We start from the raw sequence: 19,849 nt of genomic DNA on the forward strand, positions 1-19,849 counted from the left end.
ATGCGATTCCGGGCCTTACTCCCCGTCCTGGCCCTGGTGGCGGGGCTGACCCCGGCCCTGCCCGCGCAGGCGGCGCCGGGCGACGTCTGGGTGATCCTCGAGCCGGAGGCCAACCTGTCGGCCGCTCCCAAGGCGCGTTCCAGGACCGCGCGCGGCCAGCTGGTCGTGGACGCGCTCAAGGACACCGCCGTCCGCACCCAGTCGGACGTCAGGAAGTATCTCAAGGACGAGAAGCTGGACAGCGAGTCGTTCTGGGTCACCAACGCGATCCTGGTCAAGGACGCGACCCCGGCCCAGGTCAGGAAGCTGACCGCGATGGGCGGCGTGCGGCAGGTGCGGCCGCCGAAGACGTACACGCTGGCGGAGCCGGTGCGGCGGGCCGCCGCCGGCGCGGCCGGCACGGGCGTGGAGTGGGGCGTGGCCGACATCAACGCCGACGACGTCTGGAAGGAGTACGGGCGGCGCGGCGAGGACATCGTCATCGCCAACATCGACACCGGCGTGCAGTTCGACCACCCCGCCCTGCGCGCCTCCTACCGCGGCACGAACGCCGACGGCACCGTCACCCACGACTACAACTGGCTGGACACCTCGGGGCACTGCGCGGGCGGCGCTCCCTGCGACACGCACGGGCACGGCACCCACACCATGGGCACCATGGTGGGCGACGACGGACAGGGCAACCAGATCGGCGTCGCCCCCGGCGTGAAGTGGATCACCGCGAACGGCTGCCAGACCTGCAGCGAGGAGGACCTCGTCGCGGCCGCCCAGTGGATGCTGGCCCCCACCGACAGCCACGGCCAGAACCCGGACGTCAGCAAGCGGCCGCACATCATCAACAACTCGTGGAGCTCGACGGAGCCGACCGACGAGCCGATCATCGAGGACATCCTGCAGGCGTGGGCGGCCTCGGGCATCATGGGCGTCTGGGCCAACGGCAACAGCGGCCCGGCGTGCAAGACCAGCGGCTCGCCCGGCAGCCGCACGCTCAACTACTCCGTCGGCGCCTACGACGTGAACGGCGCGATCGCCTCCTTCTCCAGCCGCGGCCCCGGCCAGAACGGCGAGACCAAGCCGAACATCGCCGCCCCGGGCGTCGACGTGCGCTCGGCGCTGCCCGGCGGCTCCTACGGCCTGATGTCGGGCACCTCCATGGCGGCGCCGCACGCGGCCGGCGCCGTCGCGCTGCTGTGGTCCGCCTTCCCCGACCTGGTACGCGACCTCGACGGCACCCGGGCACTGCTGGACGCCTCCGCGATCGACACGGCCGACGCCCGGTGCGGCGGCCCCGCCGAGGACAACAACGTGTTCGGCGAGGGCCGGCTGGACGCCTCGGCGCTGCTGGCCGTCGCCAAGGTCGGGCTCGGCACGCTGGCCGGGACCGTCACCGACGCGGAGACGGGCGAACCGGTGCCCGGCGCCACGGTCTCCGTGACCGGCGCGCGCTCCCGTGACGCCGTGACCGGCCGGGCGGGCGACTACTCGCTGCGGCTGATCGGCGGCGAGTACCAGGTCAAGGTCAAGGCGTTCGGCTACGACGACGCCACGCGGGCCGCCACGATCGCCAAGGACGGCACGGTCACGCTCGACGTCCGGCTCGCGCCGACCGCGCGGGTCCAGGTCGGCGGCACCGTGCGGGACGGCTCCGGCCAGGGCTGGCCGCTGGCGGCCAAGGTGACGGCCTCCGACGGCGCCGGGCACACCTGGACGGCCAGGTCCGACGCCGAGACCGGCGCGTACCGGCTGGACCTGCTGCCCGGTACGACGTACACGCTGGAGGCGGCGGCCGTGCCGCGCGGCTACACCCCGGCCGTCCGGCAGGTGACGGTCGGCACGGCGCCGCTCACCGAGGACTTCGCGCTCACGGTGACGCTGGCCTGCGAGGCTCCGGGTTACGAGCCGGTCCTGGAGGGCGTCACGGAACGCCTCGACTCCGGCCTGCCGGGCGGGTGGAGCGTCACCAACGCCGATCCCGGGTTCCCCGGGTACGCCCACGAGCCCGGCTGGGTGCTGAACGACCCGGGCGGCCGCACCAACAGGACGGGCGGGAAGGGCGGGTTCGCGATCGTGGACTCCGACCACTACGGCCTGCACCACGTCCAGGAGACCACGCTGACGTCGGCGGCCGTGGACCTGTCCGAGGCCGCCGCCCCGGCCCTGCAGTTCGCCTCCGACCTGGAGCCGAGGGTGAACGGCACGGCGCTCGTGGACGTCAGCCTCGACGGCGGCCGGACCTGGGCGAACGTCTGGAAGAAGGCCGGCTACCCCGGGGCTCGCGGGCCTGGGCTGCAGGTCGTGGAGCTGCCCCAGGCGATCGGCCGGACCGCGGTGCGGGTGCGGTTCACCTTCCTCGGCCAGCTGTCGGGGTGGTGGGGGATCGACGACGTCTTCCTCGGCCACCGTACCTGCGAGAAGAACTAGCTCCTCCGGGCCCCGGAGAACGACGAGCGGGCACGGCCGGACGATCTCTGTAGACCGTGCCAAGTTCCTGCCCCTAACATCCCGCTTCATGATGATCCGCGTGCTGGCTGCCACGGCAGCCGGACTGATGGCGTTCTCCGGCACGGCAGCCGCCTACCCGATCCAGGGCGTTCCCGAGCTGACCCACAACGCCCTGTACAAGAAGGGCAAGCTCCCCAAGATCAGCTGCAAGCTGACCAAGGGCACGACGAAGTCCTCGACCACCACCTACCTGAACACCCTCGTCGGCTGTCTGAACGACGCCTGGGGGCCGTTCATCCCCGACTTCCAGCCGGTCAAGACCGACATCAGAGCCGCCTTCGAGAAGGGGCCCTGCTACAACGGCATAGAGATCACCGGCTCGTTCGTCACCACCTGCTACTCCCAGCTCCAGGTCCAGCTCGCCGCCGACTGGATCAGCGCCAAGGACGACCTGCCGATCCGCGCCCAGGTCGTCCAGGCGTGGAGCGGCGTGGTCATGGGACAGACGGGCATCGGCGCGGCCTACTGGGCCATGCCGAACGACGCCGACGAGAAGCAGCTCGACGAGCAGGGACGTCGCTTCGACATGCAGCGGCTGTGCCTGTCCGGCGTGACGCTCAAGGCCCTGGGCGCGAAGTCGAAGAACTGGAAGGCCACGCTGAAGGCCGAGGAGCCCACGCCGAAGGACAAGCGCTGGCGCGACCGCTTCAGCAAGGACAAGCTCAGCGCCAACGATCTCCACTGGTTCACGCAGGGCTACACCAAGGGCACTCCGGGCGCGTGCAACACCTGGAAGGCGCCGGAGTCCAAGGTGGCGTGACGAGCTTCTCCGCCGTCTTCTCCCAGGCGGCGGGATCCGCGTCGCACGGCCCCGCGCGCGGCCTGGTGCTGTCGCGGATCTTGGCTCTTCATTTGTGAGCGATGCTCATGTATGGTCGCCGTCACTATGAGGAACCGCTGGTTGTCGCCGATCGCCGTCGTGGTGCTGGCCGCCGTCATCGCGCTGGGAGCGGTGTTCGACCCGTCGGGGCTGGCCGCGCCGTACACCTGGACCGGGGCCGACCTGCTGCCCGTCGCCGGGCTCTGGCAGGTGGCCGCGCCGGCCGTCTACGTGCCGCTGCTGCTGGCGGGAGTCGGCGTGCTGACGTGGGCGGTCGCCCGCGGACGTGGCCCGCTGCGTACGGCGCTGCTGGTGTGGGGCGCGGTGGTGTGGTCGGCGATGGCGGCCAAGCTGCTGATGTCGCTGGCGATGACCGTCGAGGACGTGCTCCACCTGGCGTGGTCGACCGGCTTCACCGGCGTCAAGGCGGCGGTCTTCGGCCTGCCGGTGGCGGCGGCCGCCTGGCTCGCCCAGCTCCTGCACCGCCGCCTCGTCCCGCCTTCTCCCGCGTCGGAGTCCGCGGGGCCCGGCGCGGGCTCGGGGGCGTCGGCGCCGGGATGGGTCGCGGCGGGAGTGGCCGTGGTCCTGGCCGCGTCGGTCGGCGGGGTGTGGTGGGGCGGCTCGCCCGTCGGCTATGCCATCGGCGACTCCCCGCTGGCGCCGGCGCCCGAGGCGGGACCGCTGGGCTGCCTGGCCGCCGTCACGCTGCTGGGTGTGCTGACCTGGGCGGTCAACCGCCGGCTCAGCGCCACCGCCTCGCCCCGGGCCGTCGTGGCCGGGCTCTCCGCGCTGGCGGCGGCCGGGACGCTGGGCCTGGTCCAGGTGGCCGTCGGCATCCCCGGCGACCTGGCGGGCGGCGGCCTGTTCTGGGCGCCGGCGATCATGCTTCGCCTCGCCCCCGCGCTCTCCTTCGGCGCCCTGCTCGCCGCGGCGACGGCGCTGCTCGTCGCCCTCCTCGACGCCGTCCGGCCGGCGCGCAGGGGCGTCGCCCGGGCCGCGCCGATCCCGATGGCGGTCGTCGTGGCCGCGGCGGCGCTCGCCTTACCGCTCCTGCAGCCCGGCGCCGCCACCCCGCCGCCGCCGCGCACCCCGGGGCTGACGCTCTCGGCCGACCGCAGGATCGTCGACGCCGACGGCAACGAGGTGCTGCTGCGGGGCGTGAACGTCAACCAGCTCGAAGACTATTTCCAGCAATTTCAGGACAAGGCGGTGACGCGGCCGCTCACCGAGGCCGACTTCGCCGGCATGGCGAAGATGGGCTTCAACGTCGCCCGTCTCGCCCTGTCCTGGTCGGCGCTGGAACCCCGGCCCGGCCAGTACGACCCGGCCTACCTCGCCAAGATCTCCTGGGCCGTCGGGACCGCCGCCCGGCACGGCCTGCGCACGGTCATCGACATGCACCAGGACGCCTGGGGGAAGGGCGTCGCCGCCGCGCCCGGGACCACCTGCCGGAACGGTTCCCCGATGCACGGCTGGGACGGCGCCCCCACCTGGGCCGACCGCTTCGACGGCGCCCCCAGGTGCGAGTTCACCGGGCGCGACATCTCCCCGGCCGTCGCCCGCGCCTTCACCAACTTCTACCAGGACCGGGACGGCATCCAGACCCGCCTGGTCGCCGCCTGGGGCATGCTGGCGGAGCGGTTCGCGAACGAGCCGATGGTCGCCGGGTACGACCTGCTGAACGAACCGGGCTTCGGCGAGGCGCCGCCGATCACCTCCGGCGTCCTGCTCGGCCGCTACTACAACCGGGCGATCAAGGCCATCCGGGCGGGCGAGCGGCGCGGTTTCCCCCACCTGGTCTTCTTCGAGCCGTCCGTGCTCTGGTCGGGTCTCGGCTTCGAGGTCCTGGTGCCCAAGGGCTTCACCGACGACCGGCTGCTCGTCTTCGCGCCCCACCTCTACAACGAGTCGATCACCATCGACCAGGGCACCGGCCTCACCGTCACGAGCATCGAGCGCGGCTTCGAGCTGGCGAGCCGGGCGGCGGAGTACTACGGCGCCGGGCTCTGGTCGGGCGAGTGGGGCTGGTTCGGCGACCCCGCCGCGGCCCCGATCGCGCGATACACCGACCAGGAGGACCGGCACCGCATCGGAGGCGCGTTCTGGGTCTGGAAGCAGTCCTGCGGCGACGCCCACGCCACTGCCGGCGCCAGGACCGGCGGCAACCTCGTGATCGAGGACTGTGCCACCGGGAAGGACCTGCCTCCGCCCGCCGAATACGTCGCCGAGCTCGCACGCCCCTACCCCCGTTCCGCCCCCGGCCGGCTGACCGGCCTGACCTCGGACCGCGCGAGCCTCACGGCCCGGGGTGAGGGCAGCGGGTGCGGTCTGGACGTCTGGTTCCCGGGCGAGGCCCGGCCGGCCGTCCGCGGCAGCGGACTGCGCGGCGTCGCCGTCCGGCAGGCGCCGGGCGGCTGGCGCATCACCGGCTGCACCTCGGGCTCCTACAGCGTGACGGCGGACGTCTAGCGCTCCCCCGGCGCGACCGGTCGGGTCAGCGGTGGTCGCCGGCGTAGAAGGCGCGGGCGGCGAAGCCGATCCACTCGGGGCGTTCCCAGGTGCTCCAGCGGGCGCGCGCCTGCTCGTCGATCGCCGCGGCCGCCTCGTCGGCGGAGGCTCCGGCCGCGCGCAGCCGTGCGACCTCCCCGTGCACGAAGTCGAGGTAGTCGCGGACGTCGCGGATCAAGGACAGGTCGCCCACCTCCCCGTGGCCGGGCACGACGATCTCGGGGCCGCCCGCGATCAGGTCGTCGAGCACGCCGATCCAGCCGGGGCCGTCCACGTCCACGTCGTACGGCGGGAAGTACGGCGCGATCGGGAAGATGCGGGTCTCGATCAGGTCGCCGCCGAACAGCACCCGGTCGTCGATGACGACGACCTGGTCGGAGCCCGTGTGCGCGGGCCCGACGGCCCGCAGCGCCGCCCTGCGCCCGCCCAGGTCGAGCTCGGCCCGGCCCTCGTAGACCAGATCGGGATCGACGAGCTCGACGCCTTCGAGCTCGGCCGCCGCGGCGGCGCTCAGCCCCTTGAACATCTCGACGTAGGCGGCGCCCTTACGGTGCAGCTCCGCGCGCTGGGAGGCGTTGTAGACGATCGTCGCGGCCCCCTTGAACGCCTGCGCCCCGAACCCGTGCTCGGGGTGGAAGTGCGTGAGGGTCAGGTACAGCCGCCGGTCGCCGGCCAGCCGCCTGGCCTGCTCCAGGACGTGCTCGCCGTTGCGGCGGCCCATGCCGGTGTCGACGACCAGCGCGGCGTGCTCGCCCACGACGATCCCGACGTTCGGGACGAGCTCGACGCGGTTGTCGGGGATGACGTACACGCCGTCGGACACCTCGACGGGCTCGCCGCGCACGACCGGCGGCGGGCTCGTCCGCACGTCGGGAAGGTCGCCCAGGTCAGGGGACGGGTTGGGCGTCACATCGGCGGGGCACATGATCCGGCTCCAATCTGAACACTGTTGAGATGGTGGCGAGCGTAGCAGAGATCTGAGCGGTGTTAAGATCGGGCGATGGCGAAAGGGCGATACCACCACGGTGACCTGCGCAGCGCGCTGCTCGACGCCGCCGAGGCTCTCGTGCGCGAGCGCGGCGCCGACGGCTGGTCCCTGCGCGAGGCCTCGGCGCGCGTCGGCGTCAGCCCCAGCGCCGCCTACCACCACTTCGCCTCCCGCGACACGCTGGTGCGCGCCCTGTCCGAACGCACGCTCGCCTGGCTCGGGGAGCGCCTGCGACAGGACTGCGAGCGCGCGCCCGGCCAGGCCGGCGACCCGCAGCGGCGGCTGATCGCCCTGGGCTGCGGCTATGTGCGCTGGTCGCTCGACGACCCGGCCGTCGCCCGGCTCGTGCTGCGCGGCGGCGCGACCGCCCCCGACTCCGCGATCTCCCCCCACCCGCACGACGTCCTCACCGCGGAGCTCGACCGGCTCGCCGCGGCCGGCGGCCTGCCGGGGCCCGCCCGCGAGGGCGCGGAGTTCGTGGTGTGGGCCGCGCTGCACGGGCTGGCCGTGCTGCTGGCCGATGGCCTGGTGCACTTCGACGATCCGAGCGCGGTCGACCTCCAGACCGCGCGCGTGATCCGTACCACGCTCAACGGCCTGGCCCAGGAGGCGTCCCACGCGGCGGGCCGCCCGGCGGGCCGCTCGGCGCACACCGAACGCCTGGCCCGCCGTTCCCACGGCTGACCCCGCCCGGTAGGAGGAGACGCGCGGGCTCGTCCGCGCGGCCCGGTAGGGCTGGCCCTACCTGTTCCGGGCCCTGTGCACGCCGAAAAATACGCAGGTCAGCGGCATCGTCCGGGCATCGGGACGCGTCATACGGTTCTTGGCGTCAAGCAGAGCGACACCAAGGAGCAACTCACATGACCGTTGGCCGGAAGCTGGCCGCCCTCGCGGCGGGCCTGACCCTCGTGCCCGTCCTGGCCCAGGCGGCCTTCGCGGCCGAGCCCGCAGCGCCCGCCGAGCCGGTGCGCGCTCTGGAGGCGGCGGCGCACGAACTGCGCTCGACCGAGCCGGGCGCGGAGTCCGGCGACCTGAGGGCCTTCGGCCGGATGGTCGGTGACGCCCGGGTCGTCGGCATGGGCGAGGCGACCCACGGTTCGCACGAGTTCTTCACGGTGAAGGAGCGGGTCTTCCGCCATCTCGTGGAGAAGAAGGGTTTCACCACGTTCGCGCTGGAGGCCAGCTGGTCGGCAGGATTGCGGCTGGACGAGTACCTGCGGACGGGGAAGGGCGACCTGCGAGCCATCGCCAAGGAGGTGCTGCGGTCTTCGCCGTGGGAGCGCGAGGAACTCGTCGGGATGCTGGAGTGGATGCGCGAGCACAACCGCCGCGATCCCGGCCGTCCGCTGCACGTCATGGGCGACGACGTCGGCGCGCCGAAGGTGGGCGAGGAGGTCTTCGCCCGCATCGCCCGGTACGTCCGGAGCGCCCACCGCGGCTCCACCGCTCACCTGACCGCGCTGTACGAGGGGTTGCGCCCGCTCGACGACGTCTTCGCCTACCTGAACCGGCCGCTGGACGAACGGCGGCAGCTCGCCGCCAAGGCCCAGCAGGCGCTCGACCTGCTGATCACCCTGGGAGGGCCGCGGGCGTCGGCCGCGTACGACAGCGCCGTCCAGGACGCCCGGTTCATCGCGCAGACCGCCAAGTTCGCCGGCTACGACGTGGCCGACAAGTCCTGGCTGAGCGTCATCGAGCGCTACCGCGACCAGGTCATGGCCGACAACACCGTCTGGTGGCTGCGACACCACGGCGGCAAGATCCTCATGTCGGCGCAGAACACCCACGCCGGTTACGTCTCCAGCGACCCGGCGCTCTACCCGAAGACGCAGGGCGCCTACCTGCGCGACACCCTGGGCGAGAAGTACGTCGCCGTCGGCTTCACCTTCGACCGCGGATCCTTCCTGTCGAAGGACGCCGCGCTGGGCGGCGACTGGAAGCGGTTCACCGCCGGCCCCGCCGAGCCCGGCAGCAACGAGCACACCCTCGACCGGGTCCGCCACGACGACTTCTACCTCGACATGCGCACCGCGCCGGCCGCCGCGCGCGACTGGCTCGCGGTGGCCCGGCCGACCCGCAACATCGGCACGCAGTACCCGTACCCGCCGCTCGACACCGCCCTGTCGCGCGCCTACGACGTGCTGGTGCACCTGCACGAGGTGCGTGCGGCGCAGGTGCTCAAGTAGCGAGGCAGCCGGTGGGGCCCGCGGCAGACGCCCCGGGCCCCACCTCATTCAGCTGTCCACCCGGTCATCACCCGGCACGCCGCTGGCGTCCTGGACTGCTCAGTACCAGCCACCCGTGGTGGTGATGGTCTGGGTGTTCATGGTGGCCCCGCTGCAGTTGACGCTCACGTCGAAGCAGGTCATGTCGCAGTACATGAGGCCGGCCTCGTCGGCGGCCGGCAGCATGTCCAGGGCGGAGACGTTCAGCTCCATGGCAATTCCCTTCCCTATGGTGGTGAGCGGGCGCCGCCTCGCGCGGCGCCCCTTTTTCACGGCCGGTCCCGGAGCGGGCCCGTACCGGCCGAGCCGGTGAGCTACGCGCCTGGTCCGGCGCGGAGGAAGTCGACGACGCGGTCCAGGACCGCGGTGTCGCGGACGTCGTGCTGCAGGTCGTGACCCCCGCCGGGGACCTCCAGATAGATCGGTGCGGCGCCCTCGGGCCACCGGGCCGCGCGCAGGCGCGCGTACAGCCGGCGGGAGTGCCCGACGGGGATGATCGGGTCGTCGTCGCCGTGCACGATGAGCAGCGGCAGCCGCATGCGGCCGGCGAGCCGCAGCAGGTCGCGGGGGCCGAGTTCGTCGTCGAGGTCGGTGCGTCCGCCGAGCCGGTCCAGCAGGGCGCGCACCGGGGGCGGGCCGTCCTCGTACAGCGCCCGTCCGGACAGGAAGGGCGCGACGACCGCGGCGCGCGACCACAGGTCCGCCTGCGCGGCGCAGGCCAGCAGCGCGAGGTACGCGCCGTAGCTGGCCCCGTACACCATCGGCCGCGGTGCGCCGGGGTCGCGGGCGGCGGCCAGAGCCCGGCCCAGGGCGAGGACGTCGGCGAGGTCGGGGCCGCCCCAGGCGTCGCGGATGGCGTCACGGTGGGCGGCTCCGTAGCCGGTGCTGCCGCGCTGGTTGGGCGCGACGACGGCGATGCCCGCCCTGGACAGGCGCTGGAAGAGCGGTTCGTGGGCGAACCGCCAGGCGGCCTCGGGGCCGCCGTGCAGCGCGACCACCACCCGGTGGCCGGCCGTGGGATCGCCGTACACGATCGCCTCCATCGGCCCCGCCGCGCCCGGACAGGACAGCACCCGGGCCGGGGACGGCCGGATCCCGCCGTCCGCGATCGCCGCCGGCGGCCGCGACACGGAGCAGCCGGCGATGCCGACCAGGCCGGCGGGGCGGCCCGGCGCGCTGTGGACGAGGTGCAGGCCACCGGTGTTCCAGCGGGCGGCCGGATGGATCACCCCGGCGGGCAGACGGGCCTCGGTCCCGGCGTCCGCCGCCAGGTCGTGCAGGACGAGGTGGGAGCGGGTGCGGCGGTTCACCGCGAGGGCCAGCCGCCGTCCCGAGGGGTTCAGCGCCAGTGGCGTCACCTCTCCGTCGAAGGCGTTCAGCCGCTCGGGGTGGCGGGCAGGCCCGTCGTCGTCGCGGTCGCGGACGCCCAGGCGGTACGCGCCGTCGCGGCGCACGGCCGTCAGCAGCACGCCCGCGCCGGGGGCCGCCAGCAGGACGTACTCGTCGGCCGCCGGCCCGGCCGGCGGGGTGAGCGCGCCGGTGGAGGTGTCCAGGACCACGGTGGCCGGCTCGGCCCCGGCCCTGGTCAGGGCGAGCCGGCGGCCGGTCTCGTCGAGCCAGATCCCGCCCCTGACCGGGTACGGCGCCGTGGCGATCCGCTCCGGGCGTTCCGCCCGGCCGGACAGGCGCCACACCGAGGTGCGCCCGTCGGCGCCGGTGGCCAGCACCAGGGCGGCGATCCCCGGGGCCGCGCCCGCCACGACCCTGACCACGCCGCCGCGGAAGACCGCCAGCTCGTGTTCCTCTGCGTTCCCGTCGTCCCCGTCGTCCCCGTTGTCGCGGGACGGCGCGGTGAGCAGCGTCAGGCGGTGTGCGTCGGTCCCGGCGCGGCACAGCAGCACGTCGCCGCTGTCCGTGGGCGTCGGCACGCTCGCCGAGGTCTCACCGGTGCGGGTGCGGAGGGTGCGCGGGCGTGCGCCGGCGACGTCCCACACCTCCGGGACGAGGAGGCCGCGGCCCCGCCGGGCGAGGCAGGCGGCGTACCGGCCGTCGCCGGAGAAGCGGAAGTTGATGCGGCTGACGTCGGGCAGGTGGCCCTCATCCGCTGTCGTGACGTGCCTGCTCATCGGGCCGGCCGCCCGGAACCGCCGTCGGCCGTCCAGGGGCGGGGGCCGCCGTGCCGGAGCCTGTCCAGGAAACTCAGGACGCCCGCCAGCCCGGTGTTCCAGCCGACGCCCGTCGCCGTCCCTCCCTCGTCCGGCGTCACCAGCGATCCGTCGCGCACGACGGCACGGCTCCACAGCACCGCGGCCAGCTCCTCGGCCTGCGCCCGGTAGCCGGGCTCGTCCAGGAAGTCGGCCAGGTCGAGCAGGAACTGCCCGTCACCGGCCAGGCCGTGGCAGGCCGAGGTGCCCGAGGCCAGGCGCCGGGCGTACACGGTGGCGGCGGCGCCTTCGGCGGCCGTCCTGAAGCGCGGGTCGCCGGTGGCCACGTGCAGGCGGACGAGGAACGTCCCGATCCCGGACGATCCGCTGCACCAGTGAGGGATCCTGCCGCCGCCGCCGGGAGAGTCCGGCCACCAGGCCGTCCCGTCGCGGTGTTCCGCCGCGGCCAGCAGCGTCTCCCCCGCCGCCACGGCGGTCTCCAGGCAGTCCGCGCGATCCAGCGCGGTGCCGGCGGCCAGCAGGAACGTCGCGATCCCCGCGACCCCATGGGCGAAGCCGTAGTGCACGAGACCGGCCAGCGCGGAGTCGAAGTCGTCGGGGACGGGCCACAGCACCTCACCGGCGCTGTGCCGGGCCGCCTTCAGCAGGGCGTCGGCGCACTGACCCGCGCGGTCACCGAAGCGGGCCTCGCCCGTCTCCCGCCCGAAGTGCAGCAGGGCCAGCCCGGCGCCGGCCAGGCCGTGGCACACGTCGGGGTTCGGCCAGGTCACCGGCAGGGTGAGCGCCATCTCGACGCCCGCGGCGCGGACGGCCTCGTCACCGAGCCGGCGTCCGGCCTCGAACAGGCCCCAGGCGATGCCGGCCCGGCCGAAGTACAGGCCGGGGGACGGCCGGTGCTCGCCCTCCAGACGGCGGATCGTCCAGGCCGCGGCCTCCCGCAGGACCGCGCCGGCATCGTCGCGCGCCTGCGGGGTGAGCGCCCGGTCACCCGCGAGGACGGACGCCAGCAGGTGGAGCACCCCCGCCGAGCCGTACTGGACGGCACACGGATCGGCCGTCGCCCCGAACCCGGAGGCGGGCCACAGGGCGCCCGTGGGCCGGGGGGCGGCGAGCGCGTCCGGTGACATCGCGCGCCGGAGGTGGGCGATGCCGTCGCGCAGGAGGCGATCCTGGCCGGACACCTCCAGGCGGCGGACGTCGGCCGCCGCGGACGGCACGTCACGTCCGGACAGCGCGTCCAGGAACTGCTCCGCCCGGCGCAGGTCCCACCGCTGCCCGGGGTCCTCCGCCATCAGGCCGAGCAGCAGGGGCGCCATCGCGGTCGTCACGGGATCACCGGCGGCGGCGACGCCGACCAGCGTGGCCAGCCGCGCGTCGCGTGACCGCCCGCCGGGGGGATCGTCGTCCAGCAGCGTCGGCGTGGACGCGGTGCACAGGTGGTACAACGTCGCGCCCAGCGCGTACAGGTCGGCGGCGCGACCGGGCGCGGGCGCGTGCACGGCCGCGGCACGCTGCTCGGGGGCCGCGTAGCCCGGCGTGTAGCTCCGCTGGACGGCCGTGCCGGGGACGGCGGCCAGTTCCAGGTCGATCAGCCGGCATTCGCGCTCGGGAGTGACCATGACGTTGTTCGGGGTCAGATCGCGCAGCACGTACCCCTGGTCGTGCACGGTGGAGACCAGGGCCGCCAGGCTCCTGGACAGGCGCAGGACGATCGCCGGCCACGCCGCGTCCGAACCGGCGCGACGGTGCTCGCCGGCCCAGGCGCTCAGCGTGGTGCCGGGCAGCCGTTCCTGCGCCAGGAACAGGTTGCCGTCCTGTTCGAAGAGAGCCACCTTGCGCGCCGTGACGCCCGGCGGGCCGAACAGGTCGAGCATGCGCGCCTCGTGCCGGAGCAGGTCACGCATGTCGCGGCCGTCGATCGACGCGCCGAGGTGGGGGCGGGCCTGCTTGATGACCACCTCGCCGCCCTCGTGCCGGTCCTCGGCCAGGAACACGCCGCCCTTGGCGGCGTGCCGGACGGCCTTGCGCACCACGAACCGGCCGGCGAGCAGCACCTGCTCGGGGCGGTCCGTCGTCGGCGGCGCCTGCTCCGGCTCGAAGGGGCACGCCGCCCACGACGGCGGGCAGTACCACGCCTCACGCCGGTCGATCTCCTTGGTGCCGTCGGGCGCGGTCAGCCGGGAGACGTAGGCGCCGTCGTGGCCGAGTTCGCTCGGGGCGGCGAACACCCCGTAGCGGTAGTGCACCAGGCTTCCCGGCCGGTAGGCGCGGTCGGACAGGATCGGCGGGCCGCTCAGGGCGTAGGTGGCCGCGTGCAGCTCCTCGGCGATCACGGCGGCGGCCCGGTCGTCCGGCGGGTACACGGTGACGAACTTGCCGACCGAGCCGCGCGGCGTCTCCCGGGACAGGAGCGCGGCCACCTCCTGAAGGGTGGAGGCGAACTTGAACGCGCACCGGTGACGGGCCAGCACGCCGACGACCCGGGTCAGCACCAGGGGCGCCGACAGCGGGGTGGCCGACACGTGCAGTTTCCAGCCCTGCGCCCGCTGGACGGAGTCCACCGGGGTCACGTAGGTCCACGGAGTGCCGGGGTGGATCTCCCAGCCGGCGATCGCCTCCTGTCCGGCCGGCTGCCGGCCGGTCGCCCGCGCCAGTGCCGCCCTGGCGACGTCCTGGAGCAGGAGACGATCCCCCTCGTGGCGCTCACCGTTGTCCATGGGCTCACTTCCGTCCTCGCGTCTGTGCCGTTCCCGTCCCGCGCGGCGTCGCACGGGACGGGGACGAAGGTACGGCGAGGAGTTGTGGCCGGCTTGTGGGCGAGTTCGGCGTCCCGGACCGTCGGGGACGTCCGGGACGACCGGTCGCCACAAGTGATTCCAAGGTTCTGTCAGGACGGGGACGGCGGAACCGTCACCGTCGGGTGCAGGCGCCGTCTCCGGCGCCGCGGCCGTCAGTACACGTCGAACATCACCAGCCCCTCCACCACGGTCCGTCCGCAGCCGGTGAACCCGCAGCTCATCATGCAACCGGAGAGCTGGGCTTCCTCCTGGGCGGGAAGCATGTCCAAGGCGAGAATGTCGAGTTCCATGCGGCCGACTGTCCATCACCGACCTTGTGGCTCGCATGTGGCCGGTGGTGAGAACGCGGCGGACGGCTCACTTCTCGGCGATGAACCCGTGGTATCGGCCCATCCAGTACGGCAGCAGCCATGACGGGCGACCGGCGAGGACGTTCCGGCCACGCCCGCGTCCCGCTGGACGGCATGCTGTGATGGCCATGCCGAAACGCGTACGGAGGGGCGGATGCACCGGATTCACTTCACGGCCGAGGACCTGGTACGCATCCGGGTGGCCCCCACGCTGGGCCCGCTGGCCGAGACCCTGTTCAGCCTGGCCGCGCTGCGCGGCCGGACGGAGAAGGCGATGTTCGGCGGATGGCGCAGCCGCGTACGCGGTGGCCTCGACGCCAGGTCCGCGGTCCTGGGCGCGATCAACCCCGCCCGGCCGCCGTGCCTGGACCTGGTCAACCTCGTGCGCCAGGCCGGCGACCTGGCCGAGGGCGCCGAGTCCTTCCTGGCCAGCACCCGGCACGCGGTCCGGGCGGAGCTCGACTTCTACGCCGGCCACCACCGGCGGGTGCCGGGCCCGCTGACCGGGCTCGTCGACAGCCTCACCGCCAGGCGGGAGGTGTTGTCCACGGTGGAGGCCTACCATCACACCGCCCTCGGCCCCTACTGGCGCAACATCCGCGCGCACCTGGACGCCGAGCGCGCTCAGCGCGGCACGATCCTGCTCGACCGCGGGGTCGACGGCCTGCTGTCCGGCCTGCACCCCGGCATCCGGTGGTCGCCGCCGACCCTCCACCTCCACGCCGGCGACCGGCTCGCCACCGACTTCACCCTCGACGGGCGGGGACTGCTGCTGGTGCCGTCGTTCTTCATGCGCGTCCCGGCGGTGATCTACGATCCGGGCGATCCCGCCGACTGCATGCTGATCTATCCCGCCGCGCTCGGCGTCGACCACGCCGCGGGCATCTGGACGGACGGCCCTTCGCCGCGGGCGCTGGCCAACCTCCTCGGACGCACCCGCGCGTCGGTGCTCACCGCCATCGCCGACGGCATGACGACCACCGGAGCCCTGGCCCGGCGGCTGGACATCTCCTCCGCGGCCATCAGCCAGCACACCGCCGTGCTGCGCGAGGCAGGTCTGATCACCACCCGACGCCATCACAACAGCGTCCTGCACCACCTCACCCAGACCGGCCTGACCCTCCTGGGGTCGTCGTAGTCCCCCCGTATCAGGGACACGTCTGTCACCTTCGCAGCACCTCGGCGGGAGCCGCCCAGCCGTTAGGATACGACTGTATCCATACCGGAGATGGGGGTACGATGCGCATTCCCGACCGCCCGTCCGCCTTCACCGACGACTCCGCCCGCGACAGGTACCACGCCGTCTACGACCGGTTGCTCGACGAGCTGTGGCCGGTGCCGGTGGACGCCCTCGACGTGGAGACCCGCGCCGGCAGCGTGCGGGTCCACCGGGCAGGGCCGGCCGAGGGGGATCCGGTGGTCCTCGTGGCCGGCGCCGGCGGGAACGCGCTGGCGTGGTACCGCTACATCGAGCCGCTGGCGCGCACGCGTCCGGTCCTGGCCCTCGACCCGCTCGGCGAGCCGGGCCGCTCGGTCCAGAGGCGGACGCTGGCGACCGCCGCCGACGTCGGCGGCTGGCTCACCGACTTCCTGACCGCTGTCGGGGCCGAGCGGGCACACGTGGCGGGCTTCTCCGCCGGCTGCCTGACCGCGGTATGGGCCGCGACGCACCACCGCCCCGGCGAAAGCGGCCGGGTCGCCGCGCTGACGCTGCTGGATCCGGGCGGCTTCGCGCCGATATCCGGGCGGTTCGTCCGGTGGGCCGCCGCCGGCGTGGTCGCCTCCATGCTTCCGCGTCCGTTGCGGCACCGCATGGCCGACGTCGTGAACAACGGCGTGCTGCGCGAGGACGGGCTGGTCAGGCTGGCGCGGGCGGGCGGATGGTCCTTCCGCCGGCACGTGCTCATCCCCTCCCCCTGCACCGACGAGCAGATCCGCGAGGTGCCCGTGCCCGTGCAGGTGCTGCTGGGCGCCCGCAGCGCGCTGCACGACTCGCAGGCGGTGGCCGCGCGGCTGGCCGGCATCGCGCCGTCCTGGCGCGTGGAGATCGTGCCCGGCACCGGCCATGCGCTGCCCGTCGAGGCTCCCGGCCTGGCCGTGGAGCGGATCCTCACCTTTCCGGCCCCGGGACAGCCCGGGGCCGCGGCCCCGAGCCACCACAGGGACAGCAGGTAGGGATCGGGCATGCCCCGTCAGGTCGATCATGACGAGCGGCGGCGCCGGTTGACCGCGGCGCTGCTGCGCATCGCCGGCACCCGCGGCCTGCAGGCGGTGTCGATGCGCGAGGTCGCCGCCGAGGCCGGGGTGTCCCTGCGTGTCGTCCAGTACTACTTCACGAACAAGCAGGCCCTGCTGGAGTCCGGCCTCACCGAGCTGGGCGCCCGCATGGACCGCCGGGTCAAGCAGCGGGCCGCCGCCGTCGCGGGCGAGCTGACGGCACGGGACGTCCTCACCGCCGTCCTGGACGCGGTCCTCCCCTGCGACGAGCAGAGCCGCCTGGACTCCATGGCCTGGACCGCCTACTACACCGCGGCCCTCACCGACCCGGTGCTCGCCGCGGTCGGGGTCACCCTGCCCGACGCGTTGGAGAACTTCCTCACCGTGCGGCTGACCGCCGCGCAGCAGGCCGGGGACATCGCCCCCGATCGTGACCCGCGTACGGAGGTCGCCGGCCTGCTGGCCCTTGCCACCGGCCTGACCCAGAGCGTCCTGAGCGGGCAGCGCAGCCGCGAGTCCGCCGCCGACATCATCGGCTACCACCTGGACCGCCTGTTCACGCCTGCGCCGGCCTGACCCGGCAGCGCCTCCACCTGGCGAGGCCGATCCGGCGGGGCCTGGGAGGTACGGGCCGTGGAAGGGGATGACCACACCTGGCAGACCGGACCATCACCTTCGCCGGAGGGCAGTCATGAAGGACGAGCCGCCGTGGCCGAACGACGACGCCATGATGCAGATCGCGATCGAGGAGGCGCAGAGGGGGTTCAGGCAGGGCGGGATCCCCGTCGGCGCGGTGCTCGCCACTCCCACCGCCCTGCTCGGTGCGGGGCACAACGAGCGCGTCCAGCGGGGTGATCCGACGGCGCACGGCGAGATGGCCTGCCTGCGCGCCGCGGGATCCCGATCCTCCTACGCCGGCACGACGCTGTACACGACGTTGTCGCCGTGCCCGATGTGCAGCGGAGCGATCATCCTGTTCCAGATCCCGCGGGTGATCGTCGCCGAACGGGTGACCTACGCGGGGGACGTCGACTTCCTGCGCGGCCACGGCGTCGACGTCGAGGTCCGGGCCGATGAGCGGTGCGTCGCGCTGATGTCGGAGTTCCAGCGGCGCTCGCCTCAGCTGTGGAGCGACGACATCGGCGGCCGGTGAGCCGCGTCCGGCACCCGCTCGTGCCGCTCGGCACGAGCGGGTGCCGTTTTTATGTGTGCTTTGCGGAGTCGGCTACTATAAGTCACGTTGTTCCACCTCAGGCTGAGGGGCCCGCGACGTCACCACCAGTGACGGAGCCAGTGGAGCGGCCCGGCGAGTTCCTCCACGCCGGGCGAGCGGGCCCCGTGGATCTTTCCCCTGTCAGGACACCTCCTCTGGGCTCGTGTGCTCATTCGATCTCAGAGATGTCAAAGGAAAGAACCTTGGCCCGCTTCGACACCATCGTCGCTCTTCGCCTGGCGAAGGCGCTGCTCACCTTCACCGTCGGCGGCTTCGCGCTGCTCGTCGTCTTCGGCAACCTCACCGACTACGGCACGAACTTCGAGTTCGTCCGGCACGTGCTGGCCATGGACGCGCAGAAGCCCGAGCTCGCCGCGGTCAGCCAGATCAACTACCGCGCCATCTCGTGGACGTGGGCGCACCACGTCGCCTACGTCGGCGTCATCCTCACCGAGGCGGTCATCATGGTGACCTGTCTGGTGTCGGCCTGGCAGCAGGTCAGGGCCGTCGGCCGCGACGACGCCGCCTTCCAGCGGTCCAAGCGGTGGGGCGTCGTCGGCTGCACGGTCGCCCTGCTGCTGTGGTTCTTCGGCTTCCAGGCCATCGGCGGCGAATGGTTCGGCATGTGGATGAACGGCACCTGGAACGGCATCCCCGACGCGGTGCGGCTGTGCACCTACATCGGGATCGTGCTGGTCTTCCTCAGCCTCGGCAACGACACCCGCAACGACACCCGCGACGAGGCCCGCCAGAACGCCTGACCCGGAGCCCGGCGGGCGCGTGCGCCGGCGACGTGCAGGAGCCCCGGCCGGTCCTCCGGCCGGGGCTCGCTAACCCTGATTCGACGATCAGAGCGTGATGCTCCAGGTGTCCAGGAAGCCGGTGTCACCGGCGTAGACGTCCCTGATGTCGAGCGTCCAGGTGCCGGCGGCCTGCTGGCTGACCGGGACCGAGAAGGTCCTGGTGCCGTACTGCGTGCAGCTGGTGCCGCCGTAGGGGTCGACCAGGTAGTAGGTGCCGTTCGGGCCGCGGAGCCGGATGTTCAGGTCCTCGGCGCAGGTGTGGCCGATCGTGATGGACAGCTTGACCGGGGAGACCGCGGTGCCCGTCGCGTTGGACGTGATCGAGCTCTGGGTGGTGGTGTAGTCCCTGATCTGGTAGTCGGTGTTGTTGGTGAACGTCCGGCCGGGGCCGCCGGTGCCGACCGTGAGGGTGTAGGTCGCGGTGTGCGTGGTCGAGCCGGTGCCCGTGATGGTGATCGGGTAGGTGCCCTGGGCCGTGGAGGCGCCGACGGACAGGGTGAGCGTGGAGGAGTTGCCCGAGGTCACCGAGGCCGGGTTGAAGCTGGCGGTGGTGCCGCTGGGCAGCCCGGAGGCGGTCAGGTTGACGGTCTGGGCGCTGCCCGAGGTCGTCTGGGTGTTGACCGTGGTGGTGGCGGTGCCGCCGGGCTGCGCGGTGCCGGAGGCGGAGCTGAGCGTGAGCGAGAAGTCGGGACCGGCGGTGCCGCAGGCCGGCTCACCGGAGGCGGCGGCGACGCTGACGGCGCTCCAGGCGGCCTTGGTGCTGTTGCACTCGGCGCTGTTGGCCCCGTACAGCTCGATGGCCGCGGCCACCGAGGCCGACCGGATGTTGGCGTAACGCCAGGAGGACGTCTTGCGGTTGAGGGCGCCCATGTAGATCTTGCCGGCCTTCTGGATGCTGATGCCGGTCACCGAGGACGGGCCGCCGGAGCAGATCGGGCTGCTCGGCTTGCCGCCGCCGGGGTTGTTGCCCTCGGCCAGCAGGTAGAACCAGTGGTTGAGCGGCCCGGCCGCCGAGTGCACCTCGGTGTTGGGGATGGAGGAGGAGTAGCAGTTGGGGTCGCCCAGCGCGCTGGGGTTGTACATGTTGCGGATCGGGCCCTGGCCGACCAGGTCGACCTCCTCGCCCACCAGGTAGTCCGGCGGGTCGTTGGGGTTGTTGGCGTAAGCCTCGGTCAGCGCGCCGAAGATGTCACCGGTGCCCTCGTTGATGCCGCCGTTCTCGTTGCCCGACCCGGCGCCGCCGGGAGTGGTCTGGAAGAT

General features: G+C 73.3%; 16 protein-coding genes. 10 read left to right on the forward strand and 6 right to left on the reverse strand.

The genetic code is table 11. From position 1 onward, the window contains the following. The 3 genes from ACFYYW_RS43490 to ACFYYW_RS43500 all read left to right on the forward strand — a co-directional run bounded on the left by ACFYYW_RS43490 (position 1) and on the right by ACFYYW_RS43500 (position 5,791). Positions 1-2,421, forward strand: coding sequence for a S8 family serine peptidase (locus tag ACFYYW_RS43490; RefSeq protein WP_387658966.1), 2,421 nt, complete (start codon positions 1-3; stop codon positions 2,419-2,421). 88 nt (positions 2,422-2,509) lie between these two features. Beyond that, on the forward strand, positions 2,510-3,262 hold the full coding sequence (locus ACFYYW_RS43495) for a hypothetical protein (RefSeq protein ID WP_387658969.1): 753 nt from the start codon (positions 2,510-2,512) through the stop codon (positions 3,260-3,262). Between the two features lie 126 nt (positions 3,263-3,388). Continuing rightward, positions 3,389-5,791 carry a glycoside hydrolase family 5 protein gene (locus tag ACFYYW_RS43500; protein WP_387658972.1) on the forward strand — a complete coding sequence of 801 codons (2,403 nt, stop codon included), beginning with the start codon at positions 3,389-3,391 and terminating at the stop codon, positions 5,789-5,791. A 25-nt stretch (positions 5,792-5,816) separates the two neighbouring features. Here the strand turns inward: ACFYYW_RS43500 and ACFYYW_RS43505 are convergent, their stop codons facing one another. After that, positions 5,817-6,755: an MBL fold metallo-hydrolase gene (locus ACFYYW_RS43505; protein WP_387658974.1), complete on the reverse strand. Its 939-nt coding sequence runs from the start codon at positions 6,753-6,755 to the stop codon at positions 5,817-5,819. 75 nt (positions 6,756-6,830) lie between these two features. On the opposite strand from ACFYYW_RS43505, the gene ACFYYW_RS43510 reads away from it, so the two are divergent. Together ACFYYW_RS43510 and ACFYYW_RS43515 are read left to right on the forward strand one after the other, a co-directional pair. Then, a complete protein-coding gene (locus tag ACFYYW_RS43510) occupies positions 6,831-7,502 on the forward strand; it encodes a TetR/AcrR family transcriptional regulator (protein WP_387658976.1) in 672 nt (223 codons plus the stop codon). Between the two features lie 176 nt (positions 7,503-7,678). Continuing rightward, positions 7,679-9,004: an erythromycin esterase family protein gene (locus ACFYYW_RS43515; protein WP_387658979.1), complete on the forward strand. Its 1,326-nt coding sequence runs from the start codon at positions 7,679-7,681 to the stop codon at positions 9,002-9,004. Positions 9,005-9,103: 99 nt separating this feature from the next. On the opposite strand, the gene ACFYYW_RS43520 is transcribed toward ACFYYW_RS43515, so the two are convergent. From ACFYYW_RS43520 to ACFYYW_RS43535, 4 genes are all read right to left on the reverse strand, one after another. Next, positions 9,104-9,256 carry a hypothetical protein gene (locus ACFYYW_RS43520; RefSeq protein ID WP_352327478.1) on the reverse strand — a complete coding sequence of 51 codons (153 nt, stop codon included), beginning with the start codon at positions 9,254-9,256 and terminating at the stop codon, positions 9,104-9,106. A 101-nt stretch (positions 9,257-9,357) separates the two neighbouring features. Beyond that, positions 9,358-11,169 (reverse strand): alpha/beta hydrolase family protein, encoded by a 1,812-nt coding sequence (locus tag ACFYYW_RS43525; RefSeq protein ID WP_387658983.1) that lies wholly within the window; start codon positions 11,167-11,169, stop codon positions 9,358-9,360. Beyond that, positions 11,166-13,925, reverse strand: coding sequence for a class IV lanthionine synthetase LanL (lanL, locus tag ACFYYW_RS43530; RefSeq protein WP_387658986.1), 2,760 nt, complete (start codon positions 13,923-13,925; stop codon positions 11,166-11,168). Before lanL ends, ACFYYW_RS43525 begins: the two co-directional genes overlap by 4 nt. Before the next feature lie 233 nt (positions 13,926-14,158). Beyond that, positions 14,159-14,296 carry a hypothetical protein gene (locus ACFYYW_RS43535; RefSeq protein WP_352329937.1) on the reverse strand — a complete coding sequence of 46 codons (138 nt, stop codon included), beginning with the start codon at positions 14,294-14,296 and terminating at the stop codon, positions 14,159-14,161. Between the two features lie 214 nt (positions 14,297-14,510). On the opposite strand from ACFYYW_RS43535, the gene ACFYYW_RS43540 reads away from it, so the two are divergent. From ACFYYW_RS43540 to ACFYYW_RS43560, 5 genes are all read left to right on the forward strand, one after another. Beyond that, positions 14,511-15,494 (forward strand): winged helix-turn-helix domain-containing protein, encoded by a 984-nt coding sequence (locus tag ACFYYW_RS43540; RefSeq protein ID WP_352329940.1) that lies wholly within the window; start codon positions 14,511-14,513, stop codon positions 15,492-15,494. 101 nt (positions 15,495-15,595) lie between these two features. Further along, complete coding sequence (locus tag ACFYYW_RS43545; RefSeq protein ID WP_387658990.1) at positions 15,596-16,531, forward strand: alpha/beta fold hydrolase; 936 nt, start codon at positions 15,596-15,598, stop codon at positions 16,529-16,531. A 9-nt stretch (positions 16,532-16,540) separates the two neighbouring features. Then, on the forward strand, positions 16,541-17,149 hold the full coding sequence (locus tag ACFYYW_RS43550) for a TetR/AcrR family transcriptional regulator (protein WP_387658993.1): 609 nt from the start codon (positions 16,541-16,543) through the stop codon (positions 17,147-17,149). A gap of 115 nt (positions 17,150-17,264) precedes the next feature. Then, on the forward strand, positions 17,265-17,726 hold the full coding sequence (locus ACFYYW_RS43555) for a nucleoside deaminase (RefSeq protein WP_352331298.1): 462 nt from the start codon (positions 17,265-17,267) through the stop codon (positions 17,724-17,726). A gap of 263 nt (positions 17,727-17,989) precedes the next feature. Beyond that, complete coding sequence (locus tag ACFYYW_RS43560) at positions 17,990-18,547, forward strand: DUF2165 family protein (protein WP_387658997.1); 558 nt, start codon at positions 17,990-17,992, stop codon at positions 18,545-18,547. An 87-nt stretch (positions 18,548-18,634) separates the two neighbouring features. Here ACFYYW_RS43560 and ACFYYW_RS43565 read toward each other — a convergent pair. After that, a partial coding sequence (locus ACFYYW_RS43565; protein ID WP_387659000.1) for a M4 family metallopeptidase occupies positions 18,635-19,849 on the reverse strand: 1,215 nt, incomplete at its 5' end.

The organism is Nonomuraea sp. NPDC001831 (assembly GCF_042892035.1).
Taxonomy (GTDB): Bacteria; Actinomycetota; Actinomycetes; order Streptosporangiales; family Streptosporangiaceae; genus Nonomuraea.

Coding starts and splice junctions, on each gene's coding strand:
- ACFYYW_RS43545 (WP_387658990.1), top strand. CDS start 15,596: ATGCGCATTCCCGACCGCCCGTCCGCCTTCACCGACGACTCCGCCCGC.
- lanL (WP_387658986.1), bottom strand. CDS start 13,925: ATGGACAACGGTGAGCGCCACGAGGGGGATCGTCTCCTGCTCCAGGAC.
- ACFYYW_RS43555 (WP_352331298.1), top strand. CDS start 17,265: ATGAAGGACGAGCCGCCGTGGCCGAACGACGACGCCATGATGCAGATC.
- ACFYYW_RS43515 (WP_387658979.1), top strand. CDS start 7,679: ATGACCGTTGGCCGGAAGCTGGCCGCCCTCGCGGCGGGCCTGACCCTC.
- ACFYYW_RS43510 (WP_387658976.1), top strand. CDS start 6,831: ATGGCGAAAGGGCGATACCACCACGGTGACCTGCGCAGCGCGCTGCTC.
- ACFYYW_RS43500 (WP_387658972.1), top strand. CDS start 3,389: ATGAGGAACCGCTGGTTGTCGCCGATCGCCGTCGTGGTGCTGGCCGCC.
- ACFYYW_RS43505 (WP_387658974.1), bottom strand. CDS start 6,755: ATGTGCCCCGCCGATGTGACGCCCAACCCGTCCCCTGACCTGGGCGAC.
- ACFYYW_RS43525 (WP_387658983.1), bottom strand. CDS start 11,169: ATGAGCAGGCACGTCACGACAGCGGATGAGGGCCACCTGCCCGACGTC.
- ACFYYW_RS43520 (WP_352327478.1), bottom strand. CDS start 9,256: ATGGAGCTGAACGTCTCCGCCCTGGACATGCTGCCGGCCGCCGACGAG.
- ACFYYW_RS43490 (WP_387658966.1), top strand. CDS start 1: ATGCGATTCCGGGCCTTACTCCCCGTCCTGGCCCTGGTGGCGGGGCTG.
- ACFYYW_RS43550 (WP_387658993.1), top strand. CDS start 16,541: ATGCCCCGTCAGGTCGATCATGACGAGCGGCGGCGCCGGTTGACCGCG.
- ACFYYW_RS43540 (WP_352329940.1), top strand. CDS start 14,511: ATGCACCGGATTCACTTCACGGCCGAGGACCTGGTACGCATCCGGGTG.
- ACFYYW_RS43495 (WP_387658969.1), top strand. CDS start 2,510: ATGATGATCCGCGTGCTGGCTGCCACGGCAGCCGGACTGATGGCGTTC.
- ACFYYW_RS43535 (WP_352329937.1), bottom strand. CDS start 14,296: ATGGAACTCGACATTCTCGCCTTGGACATGCTTCCCGCCCAGGAGGAA.